Below are 26,022 nucleotides of genomic sequence, written 5' to 3'. Positions count from 1 at the left end.
CAGACTCGAACGAGGTCTCAGCAGAGACGACGACCTCACCTACGCCTACCGCGACTGGCTGCAAACCGCTTGACAGCAATAGGAGCATCAACGGGGCGGGCCGCGCGGTCACGGCCGTGCCGGCAGGTAGGGCGCCGTCGACGGCAGGCCCAGGTCCGACGGCAGCAGGGAGCCGACCCAGCAGTCACGGCGTACGCCCTTGTTGTCGATCGCGGAGCGCAGGGTGCCCTCCATGGTGAAGCCCGCGCGTTCGGCCACCGCGCGGGAGGCCGTGTTGCCGACCTCGGCGCGCCACTCCACGCGGTCGAGGGACATCCGGGTGAAGGCCCAGCGGGAGACGGCGAGTACCGCCTCGGTGACGTAGCCCCGGCCGCGGTGCTCCTTGGTGCCCCAGAAACCGATCTCGGCGGCGCCGAGCGAGAGCATCGTCAGGCCCAGCATGGCCACCAGGTCGCCGGTGGGCAGGAAGACGCCGAAGGTGAGCATGGTGCCGTTCGCCCAGCCGGCCGGGACCATCTGCTCCGTGAAGCCACGCGCGTGCTCCGGCGAGTACGGAGAGGGGACCGTGGTCCACCGCTGGATGTCGGGGTCCTGACAGGCGGCGTGCACGGCGTCGGTGTCCTGGGGGCCGACCGTGCGCAGCAGCAGCCGGTCGGTGGTGAGCGTGTGCGGTTCCATCGGCCGATTCTGCTCGCCGGGCCCGGCCGCGCGCCATCACCCTGCCCCTGCGTGAGCGAAAGATCACCGTCCGCTTGTTCCGCCCTCGCCGGCGGCACCATCCGCAGGCGCCGGACGTTGTCCTGTGTGTAAGCGCGTGGAGCAGATCAGTGGAAGCGCATGGAGCAGACTGGAAGCGGCGGACAGTGGCGGAGGTCGCCGTCGCGGCAGCCCTCCCGGGGTGGCGGGGTCCTCGCATACGATGGCCGTTGCTCCGTCACGTCCAAATGGAAAACGACCGTCCCAGGCCCGACCGGCAAGGAGACCAACCCCCGTGTCCGTCCTCTCGAAGATCATGCGTGCAGGCGAAGGCAAGATCCTGCGCAAGCTGCACCGCATCGCGGACCAGGTCAACTCCATCGAAGAGGACTTCGTCGACCTCTCCGACGCCGAGCTGCGGGCCCTCACCGATGAGTACAAGCAGCGGTACGCCGATGGCGAGAGCCTGGACGACCTGCTGCCCGAGGCGTTCGCCACCGTCCGCGAGGCCGCCAAGCGCGTCCTCGGCCAGCGTCACTACGACGTCCAGTTGATGGGCGGCGCCGCGCTGCACATGGGTTACGTGGCCGAGATGAAGACCGGTGAGGGCAAGACGCTCGTCGGCACGCTCCCCGCGTATCTGAACGCGCTTTCGGGTGAAGGCGTCCACATCGTCACGGTCAACGACTACCTGGCCGAGCGCGACTCCGAGATGATGGGCCGCGTCCACAAGTTCCTCGGCCTCGACGTCGGCTGCATCCTCGCCAACATGACGCCGGCCCAGCGCCGCGAGATGTACGCGTGTGACATCACGTACGGCACGAACAACGAGTTCGGCTTCGACTACCTGCGCGACAACATGGCGTGGGCCAAGGAAGAACTGGTCCAGCGCGGCCACAACTTCGCCATCGTCGACGAGGTCGACTCCATCCTCGTCGACGAGGCCCGTACGCCGCTGATCATCTCCGGCCCGGCCGACCAGGCCACCAAGTGGTACGGCGACTTCGCCAAGCTGGTCAAGCGCCTCAAGCGGGGTGAGCCGGGCAACCCGCTCAAGGGCCAGGAGGAGACCGGCGACTACGACGTCGACGAGAAGAAGCGCACCGTCGCCATCCACGAGTCCGGCGTCGCCAAGGTCGAGGACTGGCTGGGCATCGACAACCTCTACGAGTCGGTCAACACGCCGCTGGTGGGTTATCTGAACAACGCCATCAAGGCGAAGGAACTGTTCAAGAAGGACAAGGACTACGTCGTCATCGACGGCGAGGTCATGATCGTCGACGAGCACACCGGCCGTATCCTCGCCGGCCGCCGCTACAACGAGGGCATGCACCAGGCGATCGAGGCGAAGGAAGGGGTGGACATCAAGGACGAGAACCAGACCCTCGCCACGATCACCCTGCAGAACTTCTTCCGCCTCTACAAGAAGCTCTCCGGCATGACCGGTACGGCGATGACCGAGGCCGCCGAGTTCCACCAGATCTACAAGCTCGGCGTGGTCCCGATCCCCACCAACAAGCCGATGGTCCGCAAGGACCAGTCGGACCTGATCTACCGCACCGAGGTCGCCAAGTTCGAGGCGGTCGTCGACGACATCGCCGAGAAGCACGAGAAGGGGCAGCCGATCCTGGTCGGCACCACCTCGGTCGAGAAGTCCGAGTACCTCTCGCAGCAGTTGTCCAAGCGCGGCATCCAGCACGAGGTGCTCAACGCCAAGCAGCACGACCGGGAGGCGACGATCGTCGCCCAGGCCGGCCGCAAGGGCGCCGTGACGGTCGCCACCAACATGGCCGGCCGCGGTACGGACATCAAGCTCGGCGGCAACCCCGAGGACCTCGCCGAGGCGGAGCTGCGCCAGCGCGGCCTCGACCCCGAGGAGCACATCGAGGAGTGGGCCGCGGCCCTGCCCGCCGCGCTGGAGCGCGCCGAGGAGGCCGTCAAGGCCGAGAAGGAGGAGGTCGAGGCGCTCGGCGGCCTCTACGTCCTGGGCACCGAGCGGCACGAGTCGCGGCGTATCGACAACCAGTTGCGCGGCCGCAGCGGCCGTCAGGGCGACCCCGGCGAGTCCCGGTTCTACCTCTCGCTCGGCGACGACCTGATGCGCCTGTTCAAGGCCCAGATGGTCGAGCGCGTGATGTCCATGGCGAATGTGCCGGACGACGTGCCGATCGAGAACAAGATGGTCACCCGCGCGATCGCGTCCGCCCAGTCGCAGGTCGAGCAGCAGAACTTCGAGACCCGTAAGAACGTCCTGAAGTACGACGAGGTCCTCAACCGCCAGCGCGAGGTCATCTACGGCGAGCGGCGCCGCGTCCTGGAGGGCGAGGACCTGCACGAGCAGATCCAGCACTTCATGGACGACACCATCGACGCCTACGTCCAGGCCGAGACCGCCGAGGGCTTCCCCGAGGACTGGGACCTGGACCGGCTGTGGGGCGCCTTCCGGCAGCTCTACCCGGTGAAGGTCACCGTCGAGGAGCTGGAGGAGGCGGCCGGCGACCGGGCCGGTCTGACCGCCGAGTACATCGCGGAGTCCATCAAGGACGACATCCACGAGCAGTACGAGGCGCGGGAGAAGCAGCTCGGCTCCGAGATCATGCGTGAGCTGGAGCGCCGGGTCGTGCTGTCGGTCCTGGACCGCAAGTGGCGCGAGCACCTCTACGAGATGGACTACCTCCAGGAGGGCATCGGCCTGCGCGCCATGGCCCAGAAGGACCCGCTGGTGGAGTACCAGCGCGAGGGCTTCGACATGTTCACCGCGATGATGGAGGGCATCAAGGAGGAGTCCGTCGGCTACCTGTTCAACCTGGAGGTCCAGGTCGAGCAGCAGGTCGAGGAGGTCCCGGTCGAGGACGCGCAGCCGTCCCTGGACAAGGGCGCGCAGGACCAGGTGCCCGCCCAGGCGGGCGGACGCCCGGAGATCCGCGCCAAGGGCCTCGACGCCCCGCAGCGGCGGAACCTGCACCTGTCCGCGCCGACCGTGGACGGCGAGGGCGGCATCATCGAGCGGGACGTCACCGACGAGGACGAGGAGCCGGTGCGCTCCCCGTCGGACGGTCTCACGCGTGCGGAGCGCCGCAAGCAGGCCAAGGGCGGCCGGCGCCGCAAGAAGTGACGACGCGGTCGCCCGCCGCGCGGTAGCGGCGGCAGGACGGTCGGCGAAGGGCCGGGACACCCGCGGGTGTCCCGGCCCTTCGGCCTGTCCGGGGGGTCTCAAGCGTCCCGCCCGGCGCCGCCCAGTTCCACGGCGGTGCAGCGCCAGCGCAGGTCCCGGCCGCGCTCCAGCCGGAACGCCATCGCCCGCAACTGGTCGCCCGCGCCGATCCGGGCGAAGACCTCCACGGCCCCCGGACGCGGCTCGAAGTAGCCGATGTCGCGCAGCACGGGGTGGGCGCCGCGGGTGCGCAGCGGGCCCCGCTCGGCGAGCCGGGCCAGGTCGTCGTAGGCCCGGCCGGCGGTGTGCCGGAGCATCGAGTGCACGGGCCGCTGCCCGCTGAGCACGGCGAGCAGCCGCTCGGCGAACAGGACGTCGGCGGGAAGCGGGCGGGAGGCGCCCCGCGGGACGGGGGACGAGGCCGTCGGCGGCCGGTTGTCCGCGGGACGGGTGCGCGCGGCGGGAGCCGGGGGGCGCGGGGGGCGGCCCTCGGCGGAGGCGGTGCGGGGAGCGCCGGGGCCGCGCGGCGGAGGGCCGGCGGGACGGGCCTGGGCGGGGGCCGGGCGGGAGACGCCACGGGTTCGCGGCGGGACTCCGGTGGGGTGGTCGTCGGCGGGACGGGTGCGCGGACCGCCGGGACCGCCGGGTGGGGACCCGGCGGGGCGGCCCTCGGCCGGAGCGGACGGGGCCGGGTCCGGGGCGTGCGGTGGGGCGTCGGCCGGAGCGTTCCGGGTTGGGTCCGGGGCGTGCGGTGGGGGGTCTGCCGGGTGGTCCCCGGCCGGGGCGGGGCGGGAGGTGTCGGGGCCCCGTGAGGGGGTGCCGGCCGGGCGGCGGGAGTCGTGGCGGCTGGGCGGGCGGGAGCCGGGGCGGCGGTGCTGCCCCCTGGTCATGACCTTGTGCATGTGATCCCCGTTCGGCGGCCCGAATCTACCGGGCAGTAACTTCAGTGCTTGCGGATCTTGTACTGGCAGTGGGAGCCGGGAAGCAAGCAGGCGCCGGACGTGGCGCGGGGCCGACGGAGTTCACCTATCCGGGGGACGCGGCCCATGACCGGCCCGGCCGCCGCGGGGGCGGGCCGGGTGAATCCCCGGCGTGAGGTGGACGCTTTCGGCGTCATCCACAGGAACCCGATGGGGGAACCCCGTCGCGCCCCCCGCACGTATCCTGAGGACTCGTCCGAAGCTTCGCCTGACGGAGCCGACCCGACCACGAAAGCGGCTTGCCATGCGCGTCTACGTCCCCCTGACCCTCCCCGGTCTCGCCGAGGCGCACAAGACGGGGGAACTGGGGACCGGACCGCTCACCGCCTACGCCGTGACGCCCGCCCTGCGCGAGTGGTACCTCTCCGACGACATCGAGGAACTGGAGTACGCCGCCCTCAGCCGCGCCGCCCTGGCCTCGCTGCGCCTGCTGGCGGCGGACGCCGCGGCACCCCGGCGCCGGGTCGTGGTCGCCGTCGACGTCCCCGACGGCGCGGCCTCGGCCGACCCCGGCCGGGGACTCGACCCCGCCGCGCTCGGCGAGGTACGGGTCACCGGCGCCGTGGCGCTGGCCAAGGCGGCCTCGGTGCACGTCGACTCGGCCGACGCGGAACCGGACGTGACCGCCGCCGCCGAGGCGCTGCCGGCCGCGGACGGCGGGGACGACGACGCCCAGTTCGTGGTGGACGGCGCCGAGGACCACGAACTGCTCTGGTACGCCACGCAGGAGATCCCCAACCTCGTGGGGCCGGCCGGCTGACCCGGTTGTCAGTGGCGGCGGGTACGTTCTCGGCATGGGGATGCGGACAGGAGCGCACATCGTCTGGGACTGGAACGGCACGCTGTTCCACGACAACGACGCGGTCATCGGGGCGACGAACGCGGCCTTCGCTGAGCTGGGCCTGGCGCCCATCACGCTGGAGCGGTACCGGGCGCTGTACTGCGTGCCGGTGCCGAAGTTCTACGAGCGGCTGCTGGGCCGGCTGCCCACCGACGCCGAGTGGCAGGTCATGGACGAGACCTTCCACCGCCACTACACCGAGCACCGGGTGCGGTGCGGCCTCGCCGAGGGGGCGGCGGAGCTGCTCGCGGGGTGGCGGTCGGCCGGGCGCAGCCAGTCGATCCTCAGTCTCTACGGCCATGAGGAACTGGTCCCGCTGGTCAGCAGCTTCGGGATAGCGACGCACTTCGTACGGGTCGACGGACGGACCGGACCCTCCGGCGGCGGCAAGGCCGAGCACATGGCGCGTCACCTCGCGGCGCTCTGCGGTGTCGAGCCCGGCCGTACGGTGGTGATCGGGGACGCCGCCGACGACGCGCTGGCCGCCCGGCACGTCGGGGCACAGGCCGTCCTCTACACCGGCGGCTCGCACAGCCGGGCGAGCCTGGAGCGGACCGGGGCGCCGGTGGTGGACACGCTGGCCGAGGCGGTCGAGGAGGCCGCGAGACTGGCGGCCTGAGCGGACGCGCCCCGCGCGGCCCTCGTCGGGGCATCCCGCGCGGCCCGTTGTCCGGGCATCCCGCGCGGTCCGGCGTCCGGGCGTCCTGCGTCCCGCGTGCCCGGCCCGGCGTCCGGGTGTCCCGCGTGCCCGGTCCGGCGTCCGGGCGTCCTTCCCCGGCTCGCCGCCCGTGTTCCTCCTCGGTTCACCACCCGTGTCCGTCTCTGTGTGTCGCTGTGCAGAACGTCAAAGTTCCACTCCCGGTTTTGTACACATACGGCTCATGACGGCCACCCTGTGAGGGGCGATAGCCTTATGGCGTGATCAGCGCGATAGTTCGCGGGGGCACCCGTGCCCCCGCCCCGCGCCCGGAGCGCACGGACCACATCCGTGACCGGGCGGCGGTCGCTGGTCCTCGCGGGCGGGACGGGGCAGCGAAGTTCCCCGGGGCGCCGCACCTCCCCCGGACGATGACACCGACGAGAGCGGCGTCACACCCGGCGGACGCGTCGAACATGGCTGATATGCCCCCGCTCATCTCACCTTGCGGCATAGCGTCGGAGCAGACCGGACACCCCGCGTCTCGGCGTCGCGTCGGAAGGCAGGAGACCGTACTTCCTTCTACGTCACGCAACGGCGCGCGACAGGAGCCAGAGGACAATGCAGACCAAGCTGGACGAAGCAAAGGCCGAGCTGCTCGACAGGGCCGCCCGGGTAGCTGAGAACAGCCCGGTCGGGGGACACCTACCGACCGGGACGACGGGCGAGGGCACTCCGGAGACCCCGGGAGCCCAGGACCGTGAATCCGTGTTCGCGTTCCTCCAGCGCTACTACCTGCACACCGCCCCGGAGGACCTCGGCGACCGCGAGCCGGTCGACGTCTTCGGAGCCGCCGTCTCGCACTACCGGCTGGCCGAGAACCGCCCGCAGGGCACGGCCAACGTGCGGGTGCACACCCCGACGGTCGAGGAGAACGGCTGGACGTGCAGCCACACCGTCGTCGAGGTGGTCACGGACGACATGCCCTTCCTCGTCGACTCCGTCACCAACGAGCTGACCCGGCAGGGCCGCGGCATCCACGTCGTCGTCCACCCGCAGTTCGTGGTGCGGCGCGACGTGACCGGCAAGCTCATCGAGGTGCTGCCCGGCCCGGCCCACGGCGAACTGCCGCACGACGCGCACGTGGAGTCCTGGATTCACGTGGAGATCGACCGCGAGACCGACCGCGCGGACCTCAAGCAGATCACCGCCGATCTGCTGCGCGTGCTGTCCGACGTCCGTGAGGCCGTCGAGGACTGGGGCAAGATGCGCGAGGCCGCAGTCCGCCTCGCCGAGGGCCTGCCCGCCGAGCCCGCCCCCGCCGACCTGCGCGCCCAGGACGTGGAGGAGGCCCGCGAGCTGCTGCGCTGGCTGGCCGACGACCACTTCACCTTCCTCGGCTACCGCGAGTACCAGTTGCGCGGCGACGACTCCCTCGCCGCCGTCCCCGGCACCGGCCTGGGCATCCTGCGCTTCGACCCGCCCCACGCCGGCGAGGACAGCCACCCCGTCAGCCCGTCCTTCGAGCGGCTGCCCGCCGACGCCCGCGCCAAGGCCCGCGAGCACAAGCTGCTGGTGCTGACCAAGGCCAACAGCCGGGCCACCGTGCACCGGCCGTCCTACCTGGACTACGTCGGCGTCAAGAAGTTCGACGCCGAGGGCAACGTGGTCGGGGAGCGGCGCTTCCTCGGCCTGTTCTCCTCCGCCGCGTACACCGAGTCCGTGCGCCGGGTGCCGGTCATCCGGCGCAAGGTCGAGGAGGTGCTGGAGCAGGCCGGGTTCTCGCCCAACAGCCACGACGGCCGGGACCTGCTGCAGATCCTGGAGACCTACCCGCGCGACGAGCTGTTCCAGACGCCCGTCGACGAGCTGCGGGCCATCGCCACCTCCGTGCTCTACCTCCAGGAGCGCCGCCGTCTGCGTCTCTACCTGCGCCAGGACGAGTACGGCCGCTACTACTCCGCGCTGGTCTACCTCCCCCGGGACCGCTACACCACCGGCGTCCGGCTGCGGATCATCGACATCCTCAAGGAGGAACTCGGCGGCATCAGCGTCGACTTCACCGCCTGGAACACCGAGTCGATCCTCTCCCGGCTGCACTTCGTCGTCCGCGTCCCGCAGGGCACCGAGCTGTCGGAGCTGTCCGACGCCGACCGGGAGCGCATCGAGGCCCGCCTGGTGGAGGCCGCCCGCTCCTGGGCCGACGGATTCGCCGAGGCGCTGAACGCCGAGTTCGGCGAGGAGCGCTCCGCCGAACTGCTGCGCCGCTACGGCAGCGCCTTCCCCGAGGGCTACAAGGCCGACCACAGCCCCCGCTCGGCCGTCGCCGACCTCGGCAACCTGGAAGGGATCGGCGAGGACCGGACCTTCGCGCTCAGCCTGTACGAGCCGGTGGGCGCCGCCCCCGAGGAACGCCGGTTCAAGATCTACCAGAAGGGCGGCTCGGTCTCCCTTTCGCAGGTCCTGCCGGTGCTCAGCCGGCTCGGCGTCGAGGTCACCGACGAGCGGCCGTACGAACTGCGCTGCGTCGACCGCACCACCGCGTGGATCTACGACTTCGGCCTGCGGATGCCGAAGACACTGGGCGGCGGCGCCGCCGACTACCTCGGCGACGACGCCCGGGAGCGGTTCCAGGACGCGTTCGCCGCGACCTGGACCGGCAAGGCGGAGAACGACGGCTTCAACGCCCTCGTGCTGAGCGCCGGGCTGACCTGGCGGCAGGCGATGGTGCTGCGCGCGTACGCCAAGTACCTGCGGCAGGCCGGGTCCACCTTCAGCCAGGACTACATGGAGGACACCCTCCGCAACAACGTCCACACCACACGGCTGCTCGTCTCCCTGTTCGAGGCGCGGATGTCGCCCGACCGCCAGCGCGCCGGGCGCGAGATCGTCGACGCCCTGCTGGAGGAACTCGACGCGGCCCTGGACCAGGTCGCCTCGCTCGACGAGGACCGCATCCTGCGGGCCTTCCTCACCGTCATCAAGGCGACGCTGCGCACCAACTTCTTCCAGGAGGCCGCGGGCGGCCGCCCGCACGACTACGTCTCCATGAAGTTCGACCCGCAGGCCATCCCCGACCTGCCGGCGCCCCGCCCGGCGTTCGAGATCTGGGTGTACTCGCCGCGCGTCGAGGGCGTCCACCTGCGCTTCGGCAAGGTCGCCCGCGGCGGACTGCGCTGGTCCGACCGCCGGGAGGACTTCCGTACCGAGATCCTCGGCCTGGTCAAGGCGCAGATGGTGAAGAACACCGTCATCGTGCCGGTCGGCGCCAAGGGCGGGTTCGTCGCCAAGCAGTTGCCGGACCCGTCCGCCGACCGCGACGCCTGGCTGGCCGAGGGCGTCGCCAGCTACCGGACGTTCATCTCCGCGCTGCTCGACATCACCGACAACATGGTGGCGGGCGAGGTCGTGCCCCCCGCCGACGTCGTCCGGCACGACGAGGACGACACCTACCTCGTCGTCGCCGCCGACAAGGGCACCGCGACCTTCTCGGACATCGCCAACGAGGTCGCCCAGACGTACAACTTCTGGCTCGGGGACGCCTTCGCCTCCGGCGGCTCGGCCGGTTACGACCACAAGGGCATGGGCATCACGGCGCGCGGCGCCTGGGAGTCGGTCAAGCGGCACTTCCGGGAGCTGGGCACGGACACCCAGAGCGAGGACTTCACGGTCGTCGGCATCGGTGACATGTCCGGTGACGTGTTCGGCAACGGCATGCTGCTCAGCGAGCACATCCGCCTGGTCGCCGCCTTCGACCACCGGCACATCTTCATCGACCCCGAGCCGGACGCGGCCACCTCCTACGCCGAGCGCCGCCGCCTGTTCGAGCTGCCCCGCTCCTCCTGGGCGGACTACGACACCGCGCTGCTCTCGGCAGGCGGCGGGGTCTTCCCGCGCAGCGCCAAATCCGTCCCGGTCAACGCGCACATCCGCAAGGCCCTCGGCATCGAGGAGAAGGTCTCCAAGATGACGCCGGCCGACCTGATGAAGGCCATCCTCAAGGCCCCGGTCGACCTGCTGTGGAACGGCGGCATCGGGACGTACGTCAAGGCGTCCACCGAGTCCGACGGGGACGTCGGCGACAAGGCCAACGACGCCATCCGCGTCGACGGCGGGGACCTGCGCGTCAAGGTCGTCGGCGAGGGCGGCAACCTGGGCCTGACCCAGCTCGGCCGGATCGAGTTCGCCGCCCGGGGCGGCCGGGTCAACACCGACGCCATCGACAACAGCGCGGGCGTGGACACCTCCGACCACGAGGTCAACATCAAGATCCTGCTCAACGGGCTGGTCACGGACGGCGACATGACCGTCAAGCAGCGCAACAAGCTGCTCGCCCGGATGACCGACGAGATCGGCCGCCTGGTCCTGCGGAACAACTACGCGCAGAACACCGCGATCGCCAACGCCCTCGCCCAGTCCAAGGACATGCTCCACGCCCAGCAGCGCTTCATGAAGCACCTGGTGCGCGCGGGCCACCTCGACCGGGCGCTGGAGTTCCTGCCCACCGACCGCCAGATCCGCGAGCGGCTCAGCAACGGGCGGGGGCTGACCGGTCCCGAGACGGCCGTGCTGCTGGCGTACACCAAGATCACGGTCGCCGAGGAGCTGCTGCACACCTCGCTGCCCGACGACCCGTATCTGAAGGGGCTGCTGCACGCCTACTTCCCGGCCCCGCTGCGCGAGCAGTTCGCCGACCGGATCGACGCCCACCCGCTGCGCCGCGAGATCACCACGACGGTGCTGGTCAACGACACGGTCAATACGGGCGGTACGACGTATCTGCACCGGCTGCGCGAGGAGACCGGTGCCTCGCTGGAGGAGATCGTGCGGGCGCAGACCGCGGCCCGCGCCATCTTCCGCTCGTACGCGGTGTGGGACGCGGTGGAGGGCCTGGACAACAAGGTCGAGGCGGCCGTCCTCACCCGCATCCGGCTGCACTCGCGCCGGCTGGTCGAGCGGGGCACGCGCTGGCTGCTCAACAACCGGCCGCAGCCGCTGCAGTTGGCCGAGACGGTCGAGTTCTTCACCGAGCGGGTCGAGCAGGTCTGGTCCCAGTTGCCGAAGCTGCTGCGCGGCGCGGACGCCGAGTGGTACCAGCAGATCCACGACGAGCTGACCGCCGCCGGCGTCCCGGACGAGGTGGCCACCCGGGTGGCCGGGTTCTCCTCGGCCTTCCCGACGCTGGACATCGTGTCGGTGGCCGACCGGACGGGCAAGGAGCCGCTGGACGTCGCCGAGGTGTACTACGACCTCGCCGACCGGCTGACCATCACCCAGCTCATGGACCGCATCAGCGAGCTGCCGCGCGCCGACCGCTGGCAGTCCATGGCCCGCGCGGCGATCCGCGAGGACCTGTACGCGGCGCACGCCGCGCTCACCGCCGACGTGCTGGCGGCGGGCAACGGCACGGCGACGCCGGAACAGCGGTTCCAGGTGTGGGAGAAGAAGAACGCGGCGATCCTCGCGCGGGCCCGCGCCACGCTGGAGGAGATCCGCAGTTCGGACTCGTTCGATCTGGCCAATCTGTCGGTGGCGATGCGGACGATGCGGACGCTGCTGCGGACGCACTCGTAACGGCCGTCCGCCCTCACCATACGGACATCGGCGACATTCGGGATCATCCGGTCCGTCGCGGATAAAGTGACCGGATGGCTGGGTGGTCTGCTGGGTGGTCGCGTTCCCCGTCGCGTTCCTCGTCGCGCACGGCGGTCGTCCCTGGGGCGGCCGCCGTGCTCGTGCTGGTGCTGCTCGCGCTGGTGGTGGTCCGGCTGCCGTGGATCGGCGACCTCGGCCTGCACGCCGCCACCGTCGAACGGCTGCGGCACAGCCTCACCGATCCCGGCAACCCGCTGGTCGACGCGGACACGCCGAGCCCGTACTACTCGCCGTGGACGGTCGTCCTCGGCATCGTCGCCAAGGCCGGCGGGGCGTCCGTCTTCGTGGTGCTGCGGATCGGGGCCTGCGTCGGACTGGCGCTGCTGGTCACCGGGGTGTGGCGGTACGTCCGGACGCTCAGCTCCTGGCGGGGGGCGCCGGCGCTCGCGCTGCTGTGCCTGGTGCTGCTCTGGGGCACGGACCCCTTCGCGTGGAGCGGGTTCCCCGGGCTGCACTCGCTGGCGCTGACCGCGTCGTATCCGAGTGTGTTCGCGCTGGGGCTGGCCTTTCATCTGTGGGCCGGGCTGGCGGGCGCGGTCGGGCGGGGCGGGTGGGGGGCCTGGCTGGGGCTGGGGGTGCTGTGGGCGGTGATCCTGCTGTGCCATCAGTTCACCGGGGTCGTCGCCTCGCTGGGCGCACTCGCCGTGGTGGTCGGGGCGCGGCCGGGGTGGCGGCCGGTGGGGGTGCGGCTGGCGGGCGGGCTGGTGGCGGGGGTGGTGGTGCTGTGGGTGTGGCCGTACTACGACTTCTTCGCGCTGTTGGGGGCCGGGGGCGGACTGGAGGGGGTGCATCGGCCGCTGTACCGGGACCTGGTGGGGCGGTACTGGCTGGTGTCGGTGGGGGTGGTGGCGCTGGGGGCGCGGTGGTGGCGGGACCGTCGGGACCCGCTGGTGCTGTTCTTCGCGCTGGGCGTGGTGGTCGTCGCGGCGGGCGGGGTGAGCGGGCACTGGTCGTGGGGGCGGGCGCTGCCCGCCGTGGTGATCCCGGCGCAGATCGCCGCGGCGGTGCAGGTCGGGGAGGCCGGGCGGCGGGGGCCGCGGGTCGGGTGGGGGTGCGTTGTCGCGGCGGCGCTGGTGGTGGGGGCGTGGACGCAGGTGGGGGTGGTCGGGTACGTCGTCGGGCGGGGGGTGCTGCCGGGGGTGGTCGAGGCGAAGTACCGGGAGCCGTGGGCGGGGTACCACTGGATCACGCCGTGGGTGCGGTACGGGGATGTGGTGATGGCCCGGACGGGGGCGGCTCGGCGGGTGCCGGCGTACGGGGCGTACACGGTGGCGCCTGGGTATCCCGACTTCTTCCTGCCGGACGAGGGGCGGCGGGGGGTGGCGGTGCGGCGGTACTTCGGGGTGGGGGTGTCGGAGGTCGAAAGGGGGCGGATTCTGCGGGAGTACGGGGTGCGGTGGGTGTTGGGCGGGAGGGGGGTGGGGGGTGCGGGGTCGGGGTTGCGGGTTGTCGCTCGGGGGCCGGGTGGGGAGGTGCTGTATGCGGTGGGGCGGTGAGGGGCGTTGTGCGGAGCGGGGTGGCGGGGTGGCGGGGTGTGTGGCGTTGCGCGGGGGTGTTGCGCGACCCGGCGTGGCGGGGTGCCGCCTGCGCCCACCCGTGCCGCCCTGGGCGGCACGTATGCCCGCAGGCTGTGGCTGTGGCTGTGGGGTGGTCAGGGCAGGAGGGTTCTGGCCAGGTGGGCTGCTCGGTGCAGGAGGTGGGTGGGGCCTGTTGGGTGCCAGCGGGTTCGCAGGCGGCCCGGGGGGTGGGCTTCCGGTTCGACGGTGACGTGGTGGGGGGTGAGGCCGCGGTGGTAGGGGACGCGGGCGCGCAGGGGTGGGAACGTCGGCGGGGCCAGCAGGAGGCCCGTGTGGGACTGGCCCTGGTGGCGCAGGCGGAGCAGGGGGTGCCGTACGCCCGCGAAGCCGTGGAGGGGGAGCCGGGCCGCCGCCAGGTCCAGGCGGACGCGGCCCTCGAAGACACCGGGGCGGACGGGCGAGAGACGGAACGGGACCGTCATGCGGCGGCCACCGGGGGTGAGGAGCAGCGTCGCGCGCTGGGGGCCCACCGGGAGCCGTAGCGCCGGGTCGTACGTGCGGACGGCCAGGTCGATCGAGGCGCCGGGCCCCCGGGTGAGGCCGGTGATCTCGTGCCGGAACTGGGCGCCGCAGAACGGCCGGGTGTCCAGCTCCAGGTCGGTGAGGTCCAGTTCGCGGCGGGCCCGCTCGGTGTCCGGCACCGCCTCGCCCCAGTACGTCCGGCCGTCGGCGCCCGTCGTCACCCGCCGGGGCGCCACCCCGTGGCCCAGCCCCCGCGCGGCCGTCCGGGCGTCGGACAGCCGGCGGTCGCGGACGAGCTGGAGGACCACCCGCTCGGGCCGGGGCAGCCTGGCGTACGCGCCCGGCCTCAGCGTGTCCAGGTACGGGACGACCAGGCCGGCGAAGGACGCCAGCCACGCGTCGTCGCGGAACGGCAGGTCACCGGCGTACATCCGGAAGTCGTGCTTGAGGAACTTGTAGTCCTTGTCCTCGCGCAGCGACTCGTGCCCGCTCTCGGCCAGGAACGCGTCGATGAGCCGCTGCACATGGACGCGGTCGGCGACGTTGCTCAGCCTGTCCCGCTGGTTGGAGATGGAGGCGGCGCCGGCGGCCGCGTACGGGGCGATGTACCAGCGGTAGACCGGCTCGGGGACGATCGTGAACGTCTTGGCCAGGCAGTACGCCTGCGCCGAGAACAACTGGTCCTCGTAGTGGATGCCCTCGGGGAAGCGCAGGCCGTGCCGGTCCAGGAAGGCGCGGGCGTACATCTTGCTGGTCGCCAGGTGCTCGAAGAACAGCCGCGGGTCGGCCTCGATCCCGTCGAGGGTGCGGCGCTCGGCGACCAGGTGCGGCATCCAGGTCGAGCGGCGCCCGTCGTCCACCCGTACCCGCTGGACCGCGCCCATCGCGAAGTCGATGTCGCGTTCGCGGTGCGCGGCGAGGAGCACCTCGACGGCCCGTTCCGGCAGTTCGTCGTCGCTGTCGAGGAACATCAGGTACGGCGCCCGCGCGATCTCCAGGGCGCGGTTGCGCGGGGCGCTGCACCCGCCGCTGTTCTCGTCCAGGCGCAGGCAGACGATGCGCGGGTCCTCGGCGGCCAGCGCGCGGGCGACCGCGGGGGTGTCGTCGGTGGAGTGGTCGTCGCTGATGACGATCTCCAGGCCGGCGTGGGTCTGGCGGCGGACGGAGGCGACGGCGCGGGGGAGGCGCCCGGCGTCGTTGTGGACGATGACCGTGACGGTGACGTCGGGCGTGCCGGGGCTGCCGGTGGTCATGCGATCTCCTCGGGGCGGGGGGCCGGGGTGCGGTCCGCCAGCGGCAGCACGGGTGGCAGCGACTCCTCGTCCTGGCCGAGGAAGACGCGGCGGACCACGCGTTCGGCGGCGCGGCCGTCGTCGTACTCGCAGAACCGGCGCCGGAAGACGGCCCGTGTCTTCGCCGCGCTCTCGTCGCGCCAGGCGTCCGTGGTGAGGATCTCCGTGAGCTGCTCCTGGGTGCGGGCGACCGGTCCCGGCGCGTCGGCCATCAGGTCGAAGTAGACGCCCCGGGTGGTGCGGTACGTCTCCCAGTCGTCGGCGTGGACGACGATCGGGCGGTCCAGGTTGGCGTAGTCGAACATGATCGACGAGTAGTCCGTGACCAGGACGTCGGCGGCCAGGCAGAGGTCCTCCACGGGGTCGTAGGAGGAGACGTCGACCAGGCGGCCGGCCCGGCGCAGGCCGGTCAGCGGGGAGGCGGTGGCGGCGGAGTCGTAGAAGTAGTGGGCGCGCACCAGCAGGACCGTTTCCTCGCCGAGGCGGTCGGCGAGCGCGGCGAGGTCCAGGCGCGGGGTCCAGCCCGCCTCGTAGTCGCGGTGGGTGGGCGCGTACAGGACGGCCCGGCGGCCGGGGGCGATGCCGAGCCGCTCGCGGACCGCGCGGACCTGCTCGGCGCCGGCGGTGCAGTAGACGTCGTTGCGCGGATAGCCGTGGTCGAGGGAGACCCAGCGGGAGGGGTACGCCCGTTCCCACATACGGGTGGAATGGGTGTTGGCGCTGACGCTGTAGTCCCACTTGTCGACGCGTGCGAGCAGCGCCTGGAAGTCCAGCCCCTTCGCGGCGGCCGGGTACGGCATCTGGTCCAGGCCCATGCGTTTCAGGGGCGTGCCGTGGTGGGTCTGGAGGTGGACTGTGCCGGGGCGTTTGACCACCGCGTCCGGGAAGTTGACGTTGTTGACCAGGTACTTCGCGCTCGCCAGCACCTCCCAGTAGCGGCGGGTGCCGGGCACCACGTGGTCGGTGCCCGGCGGCAGCAGGGCCGCGTTGGCGGCGCTCACCACCCACACCGGGTGGACCCGCGGGGCGAGTTCGCCGAGCTTGGCGGCGATGGCGGCCGGATTGCAGGCCACCCCGCGGTTCCAGTACGCCGAGAACACCGCGAGATGCGGGTCGACCGGGTCGCCGAGCGCGGCGCGGTACTGGTGGTCGCGGAGCCGGGTGACGACCTGCCGCCTGCGGGTCCGCACGGTCCGGCGCACCGTGCGGCGCACCCGGTTGGCGCTCTGGAACGCCCGGTAACGGGTGTACGAGCCCTCCTCCAGCAGCGACCGGCGGACGCCCTCCAGGCCGGCCGGGCGGGGATGGCCGTCGGGGCGGCGGCGCCGGGCGGCCAGCGAGGCGCGGCGGAAGAACTCCCGGGCGACCGGCTCCGGCATCCCCGCGCGCACGAAGGTGCGCAGGCAGTCGCGGACCATGACCTCGTACAGCACCGCGTACGCCGCCGGGCGGTCCCCGGCGAGGTCGAGCAGCGCCTGGTAGCGGTCGATCAGGGCGTACCGCTGCCCGGCGGTGACCGGCGGCAGGCTCTCGGGGCGCAGCGCGCGGTCCTCGTACGCCGGGTGCGGCAGGGCGGCGACCCGGTCGGCGAGGAGCAGCGCGGCGTACGCGGCGAACGGCTCGTCGTCCGTGGTCAGCGGGCGTTCCCGGGAGCGCCAGAATCCGGCGCGCACGACCCGGTTGCCGAGCAGCGGGGTCAGTTTCAGCAGAGGCGCGCAGTCGTCGAGCGCGAGGCCGGCGCGGCCCGCGCGGGCGAGCAGCGGACCGTCCGGGGAGGGCAGGCCGCAGGTCCGCCAGGTACTGCGGACATGGTCCAGGAGCAGAACGTCGACCCGGTCGGGGAGGGCGGCGGTGTGCTCGGCGATCGTGCGCGGGGCGCCGGGAGGCAGGCCGTCCTTGGCGTGGACGAAGTGCAGCCAGCGGCCGGTCGCCCGAGCCGCCCCCGCCGACCGGGCCGCCGCGTGGCCGGTGCCGTCCGGCAGGGGCAGTACGTGGAAGGCGGGGGTGTGCCGCTCGGCGGTCTCCCGGGCCCAGTCGCCGACCGCGGCGACGATCACCTCGATGCCGGCGTCCGGGCCGGCCGGCGACCGGGCCGGGTGGGCGGCGAGCGAGTCGAGGAGCCCGGTCAGGTGGTCCTGGACGTTCGGTCCGTGGACGACGACGCTGAGTTCGGGCATCGCGGTGACTCCTTCGCGCTCGACGCTTCCGGCACACCTATTCGGTCATAGTGGCACCAAACCGATGAAAGGGTTAACCGTGGCTGCGCCTCGCGGGGGAGCCGTGCCGCCGCTGGTCCGGCTAGGGGGTCGGGCCGGACCGGGGCTCTTGGGCGGGGGCGGGGGTGGGGGTGGAAGCGGGCGTGGGTGCGGACGCGGGCTCGGGGGCTGCGGCGGGCGTGGAGCCGGAGGCCGGCTCGGGTGCGGCGGCGGGGGCGGGCTTCGGCCGGGCCTTGGGCTTCGGCCGGGGCTTCGGCTTGTCCGAGCCGCCGGTGAAGGTCTCGTACGCCTTGAGGACCTCGTCCGTCGGGCCGTCCATCCGCAGCTCGCCGCGCTCCAGCCACAGCACCCGGTCGCAGGTGTCGCGGATCGACTTGTTGCTGTGGCTGACCAGGAAGACCGTGCCCGCGTGCTTGCGCAGCTCCCGGATACGGGCCTCCGAACGCTTCTGGAAGGAACGGTCGCCGGTGGCCAGGGCCTCGTCGATGAGCAGCACGTCGTGGTCCTTGGCGGCGGCGATCGAGAAGCGCAGCCGGGCCGCCATGCCGGAGGAGTAGGTGCGCATCGGCAGGGTGATGAAGTCGCCCTTCTCGTTGATGCCGGAGAAGTCGACGATGTCCTGGTAGCGCTCCTTGACCTGCTCGCGGGACATGCCCATGGCGAGGCCGCCGAGGTACACGTTGCGCTCGCCGGTCAGGTCGTTCATCAGCGCCGCGTTGACGCCGAGCAGGGAGGGCTGGCCGTCCGTGTAGATCCGGCCGTTCTCCACCGGCAGCAGGCCCGCGACGGCCTTGAGCAGCGTCGACTTGCCGGAACCGTTGGTGCCGATCAGCCCGATCGCCTCACCCCGGTACGCGGTGAACGACACGTTGCGCACCGCGTGCACCTTGCGCACGCCGGACGCCTTCTCGGTCTGCTTGCGGCGCAGCATCCGGTTGAGGGCGGCGGTGGCGGAACCGCGGCCCGCGCCGGTGCCGTTGACCCGGTAGACGATGTCCACCCGGTCGGCGATGACGGTGGGGATCGGACCGCCGGCGGCGGGGCCGGCCGTCGCGCCCGGGTGCGTGCCCGGGTGCGCGCTCGCGTTCGTCGTCATGCTCGTCGTGTCAGCCACGGCCGTACGTCTCCTCAGCCTTCCAGAAGTAGATGAAGCCGCCGGCGCCGGCCAGCAGCGCCCAGCCCAGGGCGAGCAGCCACACGTGGTCCGGGAGCTGGCTGGCGTGGAAGCTGTCGATCAGGGCGAACCGCATCAGGTCGATGTAGACGGCGGCCGGGTTGGCCTGGAGCACGGGGGCGACCCAGGACGGCAGGTCGCCGTGCTTGCCGACGAGCTGGTCGATGCTCCACATCACCCCGGAGATGTACATCCAGGTGCGCAGCGCGAACGGCATGAGCTGGGCGATGTCGGGGATCTTCGCGCCGAGCCGCGCCATGATCATGGAGACGCCGGCGTTGAACGTGAACTGGAGCACCAGCGCCGGTATCGCCAGCACCCAGGAGGCGGCCGGCGGCACGCCGAAGGCCAGCAGGATGACGACCAGGGCGGCCATCGAGAACAGCAACTGCTGCAACTGCTGGAGGCAGAACGAGACCGGCAGCGCCGCCCGCGGGAAGTGCAGCGCCCGCACCAGGCCGAGGTTGCCGGAGATCGCCCGGGTGCCCGCCATGATCGAACTCTGCGTGAAGGTCCAGATGAACACGCCCGTCACCAGGAACGGGACGTAGTCCGGGATGCCCTTCTTGGTGCCGAGCAGCACACCGAAGATCAGGAAGTACACCGCCGCGTTCAGCAGCGGCGTCATGACCTGCCAGAGCTGGCCGAGCTTCGCCTGGCTGTACTGGGCGGTGAGCTTGGCGGTGGCGAAGGCGCCGATGAAGTGCCGGCGCGCCCAGAGCCGGCGGAGGTACTCCGGCAGTGAGGGGCGGGCGCCGCTGACCGTGAGGCCGTGCCGGGCGGCGAGGGCCGCGAGGTCTTCTCCGGCGGCCGGCGGGGCCGTCGTCGGGGGCGGTGTGTGGAGGACCTGGCTCACATCCGCTGCTTTCGCTCGGGGGAGGGGCGAGACGTGGAGTGTGCGGACGATCACGGTGGATTACGTCGGGACGGCACCGTATCGTCGCAACGGGAGCGTACGACCAGTCGACGTCGGAACGCAACCGTTTCGTCGTGACGCGGGCGGGCGCCGCGCGGCTCGCGACGGGAGCGGTCGGAACGCGACCGTTTCGTCGTGACGCCCGTGTCGCCGGAACGAAACCGTTTCGTCGTCACCCGGCCGACGTCGGGACGCAACCGTTTCGTCGCAACGCCCCTATGCTTGGTCCGCATGACGACGAACCCCGACGAGCCCCAGTCGCCTCCGCGCCGCCGGGCCCCCGCGGGGGCGGCCGTACTGCGCCCGGACGTGACGGAAGCCATCCGCGCGGCCGTCTTCGAGGAACTCGCGGCGGTCGGCTACGCGCGGATGTCCATCGAGGGGATCGCGCGCCGCGCGGGCGTGGGCAAGACCGCGGTGTACCGGCGCTGGCGCTCCAAACTGCACCTCGTGCTCGACATCGTCTCCGCGCTCGCCGTGCAGGGCCTGCCCGCGCCGGACACCGGCACCCTGGAGGGCGACCTGCGGCTGCTGTACGAGGTGACGTCCCGGGCGCTGCGGCACCCGGTCGCCTCGCAGGTCATCCCCGACCTCCAGGCCGAGGCGGCCCGCAACCCCGAGATCGCCGACGCCCTGGAGAAGGCCCTGCGGGAGGGCCAGGAGGGCGTCGCCAGCAAGATCCTCGCGGCGGCGGACCGGCGCGGCGAACTCCGCGACGACTTCGACGAGGACCTGGCCCTCGACCTGATCTCCGGGCCCCTCTACTGGCGCTCGGTCGTGATCCGCGGCCGCAAGCTCCCCAAGGGCTACCTGGCGGCCCTGACCCGCTCGACGGCGGCGGCGCTCAAGGCGCTGTGAGGGACGACGGCTCCCGGGTCCGCCGTCAGCGGCGCGCGGCCCCGGGGTGGAGCCGTACCCAGCCCGTCCACGCCGACGTGATCATGTCCTGGACGCCGTACTTGGCCTTCCAGCCCAGTTCGGCGGCGGCCCGGTCGGCGGAGGCGACGACGCGGGCGGGGTCGCCGGGGCGGCGGGCGGTGACCGTCGGGGGACGGTCGTGGCCGGTGACGGCGTTGACGAGGTCGATCATCTCGCGGACGGAGACGCCCTCGCCGCGCCCGATGTTGAGGGTGAGGGCGGCACCCGGCGAGGAGCGCAGCGCGCGGGCGGCGGCGACATGGGCGTCGGCCAGGTCCAGGACGTGGATGTAGTCCCGTACGCAGGTGCCGTCGGGGGTCGGGTAGTCGTCGCCGAAGACGCGCGGGGGAGCGCCCGCCGTCAGGGACGCGAAGACCATGGGGACCAGGTTGGAGACGCCGGTGTCGGCCAGTTCGGGGGCGCCCGCGCCGGCCACGTTGAAGTAGCGCAGCGACGCCGTGGACAGTCCCGTCGCCCGGCCGGTGGCGCGGACCAGCCACTCGCCGGCGAGCTTGGTCTCGCCGTAGGGCGACAGCGGGACGCAGGGCGTCTCCTCGGTGACCGGGTCCGCGTCCGGCGTCCCGTACACCGCCGCCGAGGACGAGAAGACGAACGAGGGCACCCCGGCCGCCGTGACGGCCTCCAGCAGGACGCGCAGGCCCTCGACGTTCTCCCGGTAGTAGTGCAGCGGCAGCTCGACCGACTCGCCGACCTGCTTCTTCGCCGCCAGGTGGACGACGCCGGTGACGCCGTGGCCGGTGAGGGCGCGCCGGACCCGTTCGCCGTCCAGGGTGGAGCCCACCACCAGGGGGACGCCGTCGGGCACGCGCTCGGCGACGCCGGTGGACAGGTCGTCGTACACCACCGCCTGCTCGCCCGCCTCGGTCATCGCCCGTACGACGTGCGCTCCGATGTAACCGGCGCCGCCGGTGATCAGCCAGGTCATGGTGGCCGTCCCCTCGTCAGTTGCCCAGGACCTCGGTGCGGTGACGGTCCCTGTGGTCCTGGTGGTGCGGTGGTGGTCCAGTGGTCCCGGTGGTGCGGTGGTGGTGCGGTGGTCGGCCTTCAGTGAAGCAGGCGCCGGAGTCTGCCGCGGACGACGGAGGCGACGCCCCGCGGGCCGGGCGCGAGCCGCAGCGCCAGTGCGCCGGAGTGCGTGGCGTAGGGCTGTACCAGCAGTACGCCGTGCCGGACGCTCGGCAGGGCGCGGCGGCGCGGCGGTGCGCCGTCCATGCGGGCGTGCGCCGTGACCTCGCGGCGCCCGCCGTCCCGGAAGAGCAGCCGGAGGCGCAGGTCCCAGGTGCCGGGGCCCAGGGCGGCGAGGGCGGTCAGGTCGACGGCGACCTCGGCGCACCACACGGGCGGAGCGCCCGGTGCCGGGCCTCGCACGGGCGGGCAGCCCGGTGCCGGACCCCGGAGCACCGCCTCGCACCCGTCCCCGCGGCGGCCGTCCTCCCGCCGCAGCCACTCCGTCTCCACCGCCCGCGGGCCGGCCGCGGCCACCCGGCCGTACAGCTCGTGCAGGCGCAGCCGGAGGCGGGTGCCGCCCGCGCGGGGGCGCAGCTCCGCGTCGACGGCGAGCGGGAGCAGATGCACCGGCCGGGTCAGCAGCGGTTCCAGGGTGACCTGCGGAAGGTCGTCCGACCAGACGGGCGTGCCGTCGGGCGCGCGGGCGTACGGCGGCAGGAGGCGGGCCGGTCGGGCCGCCAGTTCCCGCAGCCGGGGCAGGTCGCGCGGCTCGGCGGCGGCCAGGACGACGCGGCCGATCAGCCGGCCCGGCGCGGCCGGTGAGCGCGCCCAGTCGGCGGCGTCGTACCCGGCGAGGTACGCCCGCGTGTGCGCCCACCACGCGCGCCGGTGGTGCGGGTCCCGCAGCCCCAGCTCGCGGACGTACATGCGCAGCTCGTGGTCGAGGAACTTGGCGCGCGCCTCCCGGGCCAGCCTCTTCTGCCCGGCGGCCAGGAGGATGTCGTGGGCGGTCCGGCACGCGTGCGTGCGGGCCCGCCAGTTGTCGAGTCCGGCCCGGTCCAGGGAGATCGACAGCTTCCCGGCGGTCCGGCGCACGTGCCAGACGTAGACCGGGTCCGGTACGAGGGCGATGCGCGGGCCGGCCGCGAGGACCAGCGCGGTGAACACGAAGTCCTCGTAGGGGAAGCGGCCCTCGGGGAAGCGGATGCCGTGGGCGCGCAGGAAGCCGGTGCGGTAGAGCTTGTTGACGCACAGGGTGTCGTGCACCAGGCGCGGGCGCCGCGCGGGGTGCGGGACGACGGCGCGCGCCGCGTAGAGGGGCGCCTGCCATGGGACCTCCCGGCCCGAGGGCAGCTCACGGCGTACGCACAGGCCGCCCGCGACCTCCGCGCGCTCCCCGGTCGCCGCCGCCAGCAGCGCGTCCACCGCGCCCGGCGGCAGCACGTCGTCGCTGTCCAGGAACATCACGTACGGCGAGGTCACCGCGTCCAGGCCGGTGTTGCGCGGGGTGCCGCAGCCGCCGCTGTTGGCCGTGCGCCGGAGCACCGTCAGCCGGGGTTCCCGGGCGGCGAGGCGGTCGAGGAGGTCCGCGCTGCCGTCGCCCGAGCAGTCGTCCACGGCGACCACCTCGCGGACGGCGGGACCCTGGGCCAGCGCCGAGCGCACGGCCTCGGTCACATGGGCCGCGTCCTCGTACCCGATCACGACGATGCCGACCTGGGGTGCGCGGTGACGGTTCATCACGCGGGATCGTAAGCCGTACGAATGCCGCATCACACGATGAACGCGCACGGTGTCGATAAAAACCCGTACATCACACGAATCGGCGCCCCGGCGGGGCGGCCGGGAGGCTCAAGGGGTCGCCGAGTCCAGCGCGGTGGTGAGCCGGTCCAGGCGGGCGCGCAGGTCCTGGATCTCGTCCAGGTCGAAGCCGGTCGCGGCGGCGATCCGGCGGGGCACCTCCGCCGCCCGCTCGCGCAGCGCGAGTCCCTCCCCGGTGGGCCGCACCCGCACCGACCGCTCGTCGTGCGCGCTGCGCTCCCGGCTGACCAGGCCGGCCGCCTCCAGCCGCTTGAGCAGCGGCGACAGCGTGCCGGAGTCCAGCCGCAGATGCTCGCCGAGCCGCTTCACCGGCAGCTCGCCGTGCTCCCAGAGCACCAGCATCACCAGGTACTGCGGGTAGGTCAGCCCGAGGTCCTTGAGGATCACGCGGTAGACGCCGCCGAAGGCGCGCGAGGCGGCGTTCAGCGAGAAGCAGATCTGCTGGTCGAGGCGGAGCCAGTCCGCTGCGGGCGTGGTCATGGCTCCAGGGTAGCCGCAGACGCGCCGAGGCAATTCAATTGCGCGCAACTCAATTGCGTGCTCTACTGGAGTCCGTCAGGTCGTCAGGACACTCCTCCCCACCAGGACGGTTTCCCATGAACCCGCTCTACACCGCCGCAGCCACCGCCACCCACGGCCGCGAGGGCCGTGCCGTCACCTCCGACGGCAAGCTGGACCTGGAACTCAGCGCCCCCGTCGAGCTGGGCGGCAATGGGCAGGGCACCAACCCCGAGCAGTTGTTCGCCGCCGGGTACGCGGCCTGCTTCGGCAGCGCCCTCGGTGTCGTCGGCCGGCAGGCCAAGGTCGACGTCAGCGATGCCGCGGTGACCGCCGAGGTCGTCCTCGGCAAGGAGGGCGAGGGCTTCGCGCTCGCCGTCACGCTCCGCGTCGAGCTGCCCGACGGCCTCGACGCGGAGACCGGCCGCAAGCTGGTCGAGCAGGCCCACCAGGTCTGCCCGTACTCCAACGCCACCCGGGGCAACATCCCGGTCGACCTCGTCATCGAGTGACCGCGGCCCGGCGGTCGGGCGACCGCGACCCGGCGTCCGGGTAACGCCGGCCCGGCACCGCCGGACGGAACCGGTCACCGCCGGTTCCGGCTCCCCACCCGCGCCAGCACCTCCCCCGTCCGCCTGCTCCACGCCACCACCACCGCCTCCTCGGGCACCGGGTGCCAGCGCGTCAGCAGCAGCCAGCGCACGTCGTAGCGGCGGGCGATCGCGGCGCGCTCGGCGCGGGTGGAGTCACGGGCCAGATAGGCGGCGACGTCGGCCACCCGCCGCAGGCGCTCCCGCTCGTCGAGGGACGGGTCGGGCCAGGCGGGCGCGGCCAGGTTCGGCCCGTACCCGGCGATGGCGTGCACGGCGTAGTAGCCGTCGGTGATCACCACCTCGCCCGGCGCCATGTGCCGGGCCGCCCAGGTGTACGTCGGCCAGCGCGGCGGCTGCGCGAAGCCGACCGGGTCCAGGGCGCGCGGCACCACCGCCCCCGCGTGCACGGCGAGGAACCCGAGGCAGGCCCCGGCCGCCGCCGCCCAGCCGAGCACCCGGCGGCCCGCGCGCCACGGCCGGGGCGCCGCCAGCTCCACCGCGAGGGCGAACTGGAGCGGCACCAGCGTCAGCCCGAGGATGCGGCCGTAGGTGTAGTGGCCGCTGACCCAGCCGTACGCCACCACCAGGCAGTCGAGGGCGAACATCAGCACGAGCGGGTCCCGGGCCGAGCGGCGCCCGCGCAGCCACAGCGCCGGCAGCCCCACCGCCACGGCCAGCCAGAACTGTCCGGCCAGCCGCAGGTACAGCACCCGGTGCATGCCGTCCACGCTGTCGTTCCCGGCCAGCGCGAGGACGTCGGACCAGGGCCAGCACACCGCGACCGCCAGGGCCGTCGCCGCGGTCACCGTCCAGCGGCCCAGCACCGCCCGGTCCCAGCGCCGCTGCCACCCGGCGACCAGCGCCACCGCGCCCAGCACCGCCGCCACCGCCGTGATCGGGTGGATCAGCAGGACCAGCCCGTACAGCCCGCCCACCCCGGCGTACCCCGCGAAGCCGCGCAGGCCGCTGGGGCCCACGTAGCGCACCCGGCGGGTGTCGCGGGCCCGTTGGCCGGTCAGGGACCAGGCCCAGAAGGTCAGGCCGATCGCACAGGTGGACGGATAGCCGAGGTTGCCGGTCAGGGACATCAGGCCCAGGTAGCCGCTCCACCAGGCCCGTTCGGTGCCCCACAGCAGCGTCATCGCCGCCAGCGCCAGCACCGGCGCCCACGGCCGGGGCGTCAGCACCCTGACGAACCGGGCGATGCCGGTGAGCAGCACCACCAGGTTCACCGGACCGGCCAGCCGCACCACCTCCCAGCCGCCCAGCCCGGTCAGCCGGGCGAGCGCGCCCTCGGCGAGCGCGTACGGGGAGTAGTACGCGCTGCCCGCGCCGGGCAGGTCGGCCATCGGGTGGCGGGGGCGCAGCAGATGCGCCTTGAGGCGTTCGACCACGGCCGCGTGCTGCCCGGCGTCGCAGCACAGCGGCACCCGCCAGTACGCCAGCGTCATCACCAGGAAGAACAGGAAGCCGAACGCCTGGTACGGGGTCGGGCGCCAGGTGCGGCCGCCGCGCAGCGCCGTCACGCCGCGCACGGTCCGCCGGACGAGGACTCCGGCGCTCACCGGACTGATCGGAGGGGGAGCGTCTGGGGCATTTGCGGTATGTTCCCGGCCCGGTCAG

At 72.9% G+C, this 26,022-nt stretch carries 17 protein-coding genes; 7 read left to right on the top strand and 10 right to left on the bottom strand.

Features of this window, described 5'->3' with window-relative positions:
• Positions 1-108 precede the first annotated feature (108 nt).
• Complete coding sequence (locus ACFY32_RS31920) at positions 109-678, bottom strand: GNAT family N-acetyltransferase (RefSeq protein ID WP_390676134.1); 570 nt, start codon at positions 676-678, stop codon at positions 109-111.
• A 313-nt stretch (positions 679-991) separates the two neighbouring features.
• Here ACFY32_RS31920 and secA point away from each other — a divergent pair, with 313 nt between their 5' ends.
• Positions 992-3,811, top strand: coding sequence for a preprotein translocase subunit SecA (secA, locus tag ACFY32_RS31915; RefSeq protein ID WP_359202943.1), 2,820 nt, complete (start codon positions 992-994; stop codon positions 3,809-3,811).
• A 98-nt stretch (positions 3,812-3,909) separates the two neighbouring features.
• Here the strand turns inward: secA and ACFY32_RS31910 are convergent, their stop codons facing one another.
• The gene (locus tag ACFY32_RS31910) at positions 3,910-4,740 is read right to left on the bottom strand and encodes an Rv3235 family protein (protein ID WP_390676133.1); all 831 of its coding nucleotides are present in this window, start codon (positions 4,738-4,740) and stop codon (positions 3,910-3,912) included.
• A gap of 334 nt (positions 4,741-5,074) precedes the next feature.
• Between ACFY32_RS31910 and ACFY32_RS31905 the strand changes: the two genes are divergently transcribed.
• From ACFY32_RS31905 to ACFY32_RS31890, 4 genes are all read left to right on the top strand, one after another.
• Positions 5,075-5,590, top strand: coding sequence for a DUF6912 family protein (locus ACFY32_RS31905; RefSeq protein WP_359202937.1), 516 nt, complete (start codon positions 5,075-5,077; stop codon positions 5,588-5,590).
• Positions 5,591-5,624: 34 nt separating this feature from the next.
• A complete protein-coding gene (locus tag ACFY32_RS31900; RefSeq protein ID WP_359202934.1) occupies positions 5,625-6,290 on the top strand; it encodes an HAD family hydrolase in 666 nt (221 codons plus the stop codon).
• A gap of 639 nt (positions 6,291-6,929) precedes the next feature.
• The gene (locus ACFY32_RS31895; protein WP_359202931.1) at positions 6,930-11,882 is read left to right on the top strand and encodes an NAD-glutamate dehydrogenase; all 4,953 of its coding nucleotides are present in this window, start codon (positions 6,930-6,932) and stop codon (positions 11,880-11,882) included.
• A 74-nt stretch (positions 11,883-11,956) separates the two neighbouring features.
• On the top strand, positions 11,957-13,459 hold the full coding sequence (locus ACFY32_RS31890; RefSeq protein WP_359202928.1) for a hypothetical protein: 1,503 nt from the start codon (positions 11,957-11,959) through the stop codon (positions 13,457-13,459).
• Positions 13,460-13,614: 155 nt separating this feature from the next.
• Here the strand turns inward: ACFY32_RS31890 and ACFY32_RS31885 are convergent, their stop codons facing one another.
• The 4 genes from ACFY32_RS31885 to ACFY32_RS31870 form a co-directional block, all read right to left on the bottom strand.
• Positions 13,615-15,255 carry a glycosyltransferase family 2 protein gene (locus tag ACFY32_RS31885; RefSeq protein ID WP_359202924.1) on the bottom strand — a complete coding sequence of 547 codons (1,641 nt, stop codon included), beginning with the start codon at positions 15,253-15,255 and terminating at the stop codon, positions 13,615-13,617.
• Positions 15,252-17,471, bottom strand: a complete 2,220-nt coding sequence (locus ACFY32_RS31880) for a CDP-glycerol glycerophosphotransferase family protein (protein WP_390676132.1) — start codon at positions 17,469-17,471, stop codon at positions 15,252-15,254. Before ACFY32_RS31880 ends, ACFY32_RS31885 begins: the two co-directional genes overlap by 4 nt.
• A 121-nt stretch (positions 17,472-17,592) precedes the next feature.
• Complete coding sequence (locus ACFY32_RS31875) at positions 17,593-18,606, bottom strand: ABC transporter ATP-binding protein (protein ID WP_359202955.1); 1,014 nt, start codon at positions 18,604-18,606, stop codon at positions 17,593-17,595.
• A 10-nt stretch (positions 18,607-18,616) separates the two neighbouring features.
• Positions 18,617-19,540, bottom strand: a complete 924-nt coding sequence (locus tag ACFY32_RS31870; protein WP_390676131.1) for an ABC transporter permease — start codon at positions 19,538-19,540, stop codon at positions 18,617-18,619.
• 291 nt (positions 19,541-19,831) lie between these two features.
• Between ACFY32_RS31870 and ACFY32_RS31865 the strand changes: the two genes are divergently transcribed.
• Positions 19,832-20,458 carry a TetR/AcrR family transcriptional regulator gene (locus tag ACFY32_RS31865; RefSeq protein ID WP_359202915.1) on the top strand — a complete coding sequence of 209 codons (627 nt, stop codon included), beginning with the start codon at positions 19,832-19,834 and terminating at the stop codon, positions 20,456-20,458.
• 25 nt (positions 20,459-20,483) lie between these two features.
• Here ACFY32_RS31865 and galE read toward each other — a convergent pair whose 3' ends face one another.
• The 3 genes from galE to ACFY32_RS31850 form a co-directional block, all read right to left on the bottom strand.
• The gene (gene galE, locus ACFY32_RS31860) at positions 20,484-21,464 is read right to left on the bottom strand and encodes a UDP-glucose 4-epimerase GalE (RefSeq protein ID WP_359202912.1); all 981 of its coding nucleotides are present in this window, start codon (positions 21,462-21,464) and stop codon (positions 20,484-20,486) included.
• Positions 21,465-21,583: 119 nt separating this feature from the next.
• A complete protein-coding gene (locus tag ACFY32_RS31855; RefSeq protein WP_390676130.1) occupies positions 21,584-23,227 on the bottom strand; it encodes a glycosyltransferase in 1,644 nt (547 codons plus the stop codon).
• A 111-nt stretch (positions 23,228-23,338) separates the two neighbouring features.
• A complete protein-coding gene (locus tag ACFY32_RS31850) occupies positions 23,339-23,788 on the bottom strand; it encodes a MarR family transcriptional regulator (protein WP_359202906.1) in 450 nt (149 codons plus the stop codon).
• Positions 23,789-23,904: 116 nt separating this feature from the next.
• Here ACFY32_RS31850 and ACFY32_RS31845 point away from each other — a divergent pair, with 116 nt between their 5' ends.
• Positions 23,905-24,318: an organic hydroperoxide resistance protein gene (locus ACFY32_RS31845; protein WP_359202903.1), complete on the top strand. Its 414-nt coding sequence runs from the start codon at positions 23,905-23,907 to the stop codon at positions 24,316-24,318.
• A 74-nt stretch (positions 24,319-24,392) separates the two neighbouring features.
• On the opposite strand, the gene ACFY32_RS31840 is transcribed toward ACFY32_RS31845, so the two are convergent.
• Positions 24,393-25,964 carry a hypothetical protein gene (locus ACFY32_RS31840; protein WP_390676129.1) on the bottom strand — a complete coding sequence of 524 codons (1,572 nt, stop codon included), beginning with the start codon at positions 25,962-25,964 and terminating at the stop codon, positions 24,393-24,395.
• Between the last annotated feature and the right edge of the window lie 58 nt (positions 25,965-26,022).

This window comes from Streptomyces sp. NPDC000134 (genome assembly GCF_042899225.1).
GTDB lineage: Bacteria > Actinomycetota > Actinomycetes > Streptomycetales > Streptomycetaceae > Streptomyces.
Note: the sequence above shows the minus strand (reverse complement) of the source record. Positions and strands in the feature narration are given on the sequence as shown.

Coding starts and splice junctions, on each gene's coding strand:
- ACFY32_RS31875 (WP_359202955.1), bottom strand. CDS start 18,606: ATGACGACGAACGCGAGCGCGCACCCGGGCACGCACCCGGGCGCGACG.
- ACFY32_RS31880 (WP_390676132.1), bottom strand. CDS start 17,471: ATGCCCGAACTCAGCGTCGTCGTCCACGGACCGAACGTCCAGGACCAC.
- ACFY32_RS31850 (WP_359202906.1), bottom strand. CDS start 23,788: ATGACCACGCCCGCAGCGGACTGGCTCCGCCTCGACCAGCAGATCTGC.
- ACFY32_RS31905 (WP_359202937.1), top strand. CDS start 5,075: ATGCGCGTCTACGTCCCCCTGACCCTCCCCGGTCTCGCCGAGGCGCAC.
- ACFY32_RS31885 (WP_359202924.1), bottom strand. CDS start 15,255: ATGACCACCGGCAGCCCCGGCACGCCCGACGTCACCGTCACGGTCATC.
- ACFY32_RS31910 (WP_390676133.1), bottom strand. CDS start 4,740: ATGACCAGGGGGCAGCACCGCCGCCCCGGCTCCCGCCCGCCCAGCCGC.
- ACFY32_RS31890 (WP_359202928.1), top strand. CDS start 11,957: ATGGCTGGGTGGTCTGCTGGGTGGTCGCGTTCCCCGTCGCGTTCCTCG.
- ACFY32_RS31845 (WP_359202903.1), top strand. CDS start 23,905: ATGAACCCGCTCTACACCGCCGCAGCCACCGCCACCCACGGCCGCGAG.
- galE (WP_359202912.1), bottom strand. CDS start 21,464: ATGACCTGGCTGATCACCGGCGGCGCCGGTTACATCGGAGCGCACGTC.
- ACFY32_RS31855 (WP_390676130.1), bottom strand. CDS start 23,227: ATGAACCGTCACCGCGCACCCCAGGTCGGCATCGTCGTGATCGGGTAC.
- ACFY32_RS31900 (WP_359202934.1), top strand. CDS start 5,625: ATGGGGATGCGGACAGGAGCGCACATCGTCTGGGACTGGAACGGCACG.
- ACFY32_RS31895 (WP_359202931.1), top strand. CDS start 6,930: ATGCAGACCAAGCTGGACGAAGCAAAGGCCGAGCTGCTCGACAGGGCC.
- ACFY32_RS31865 (WP_359202915.1), top strand. CDS start 19,832: ATGACGACGAACCCCGACGAGCCCCAGTCGCCTCCGCGCCGCCGGGCC.
- ACFY32_RS31920 (WP_390676134.1), bottom strand. CDS start 678: ATGGAACCGCACACGCTCACCACCGACCGGCTGCTGCTGCGCACGGTC.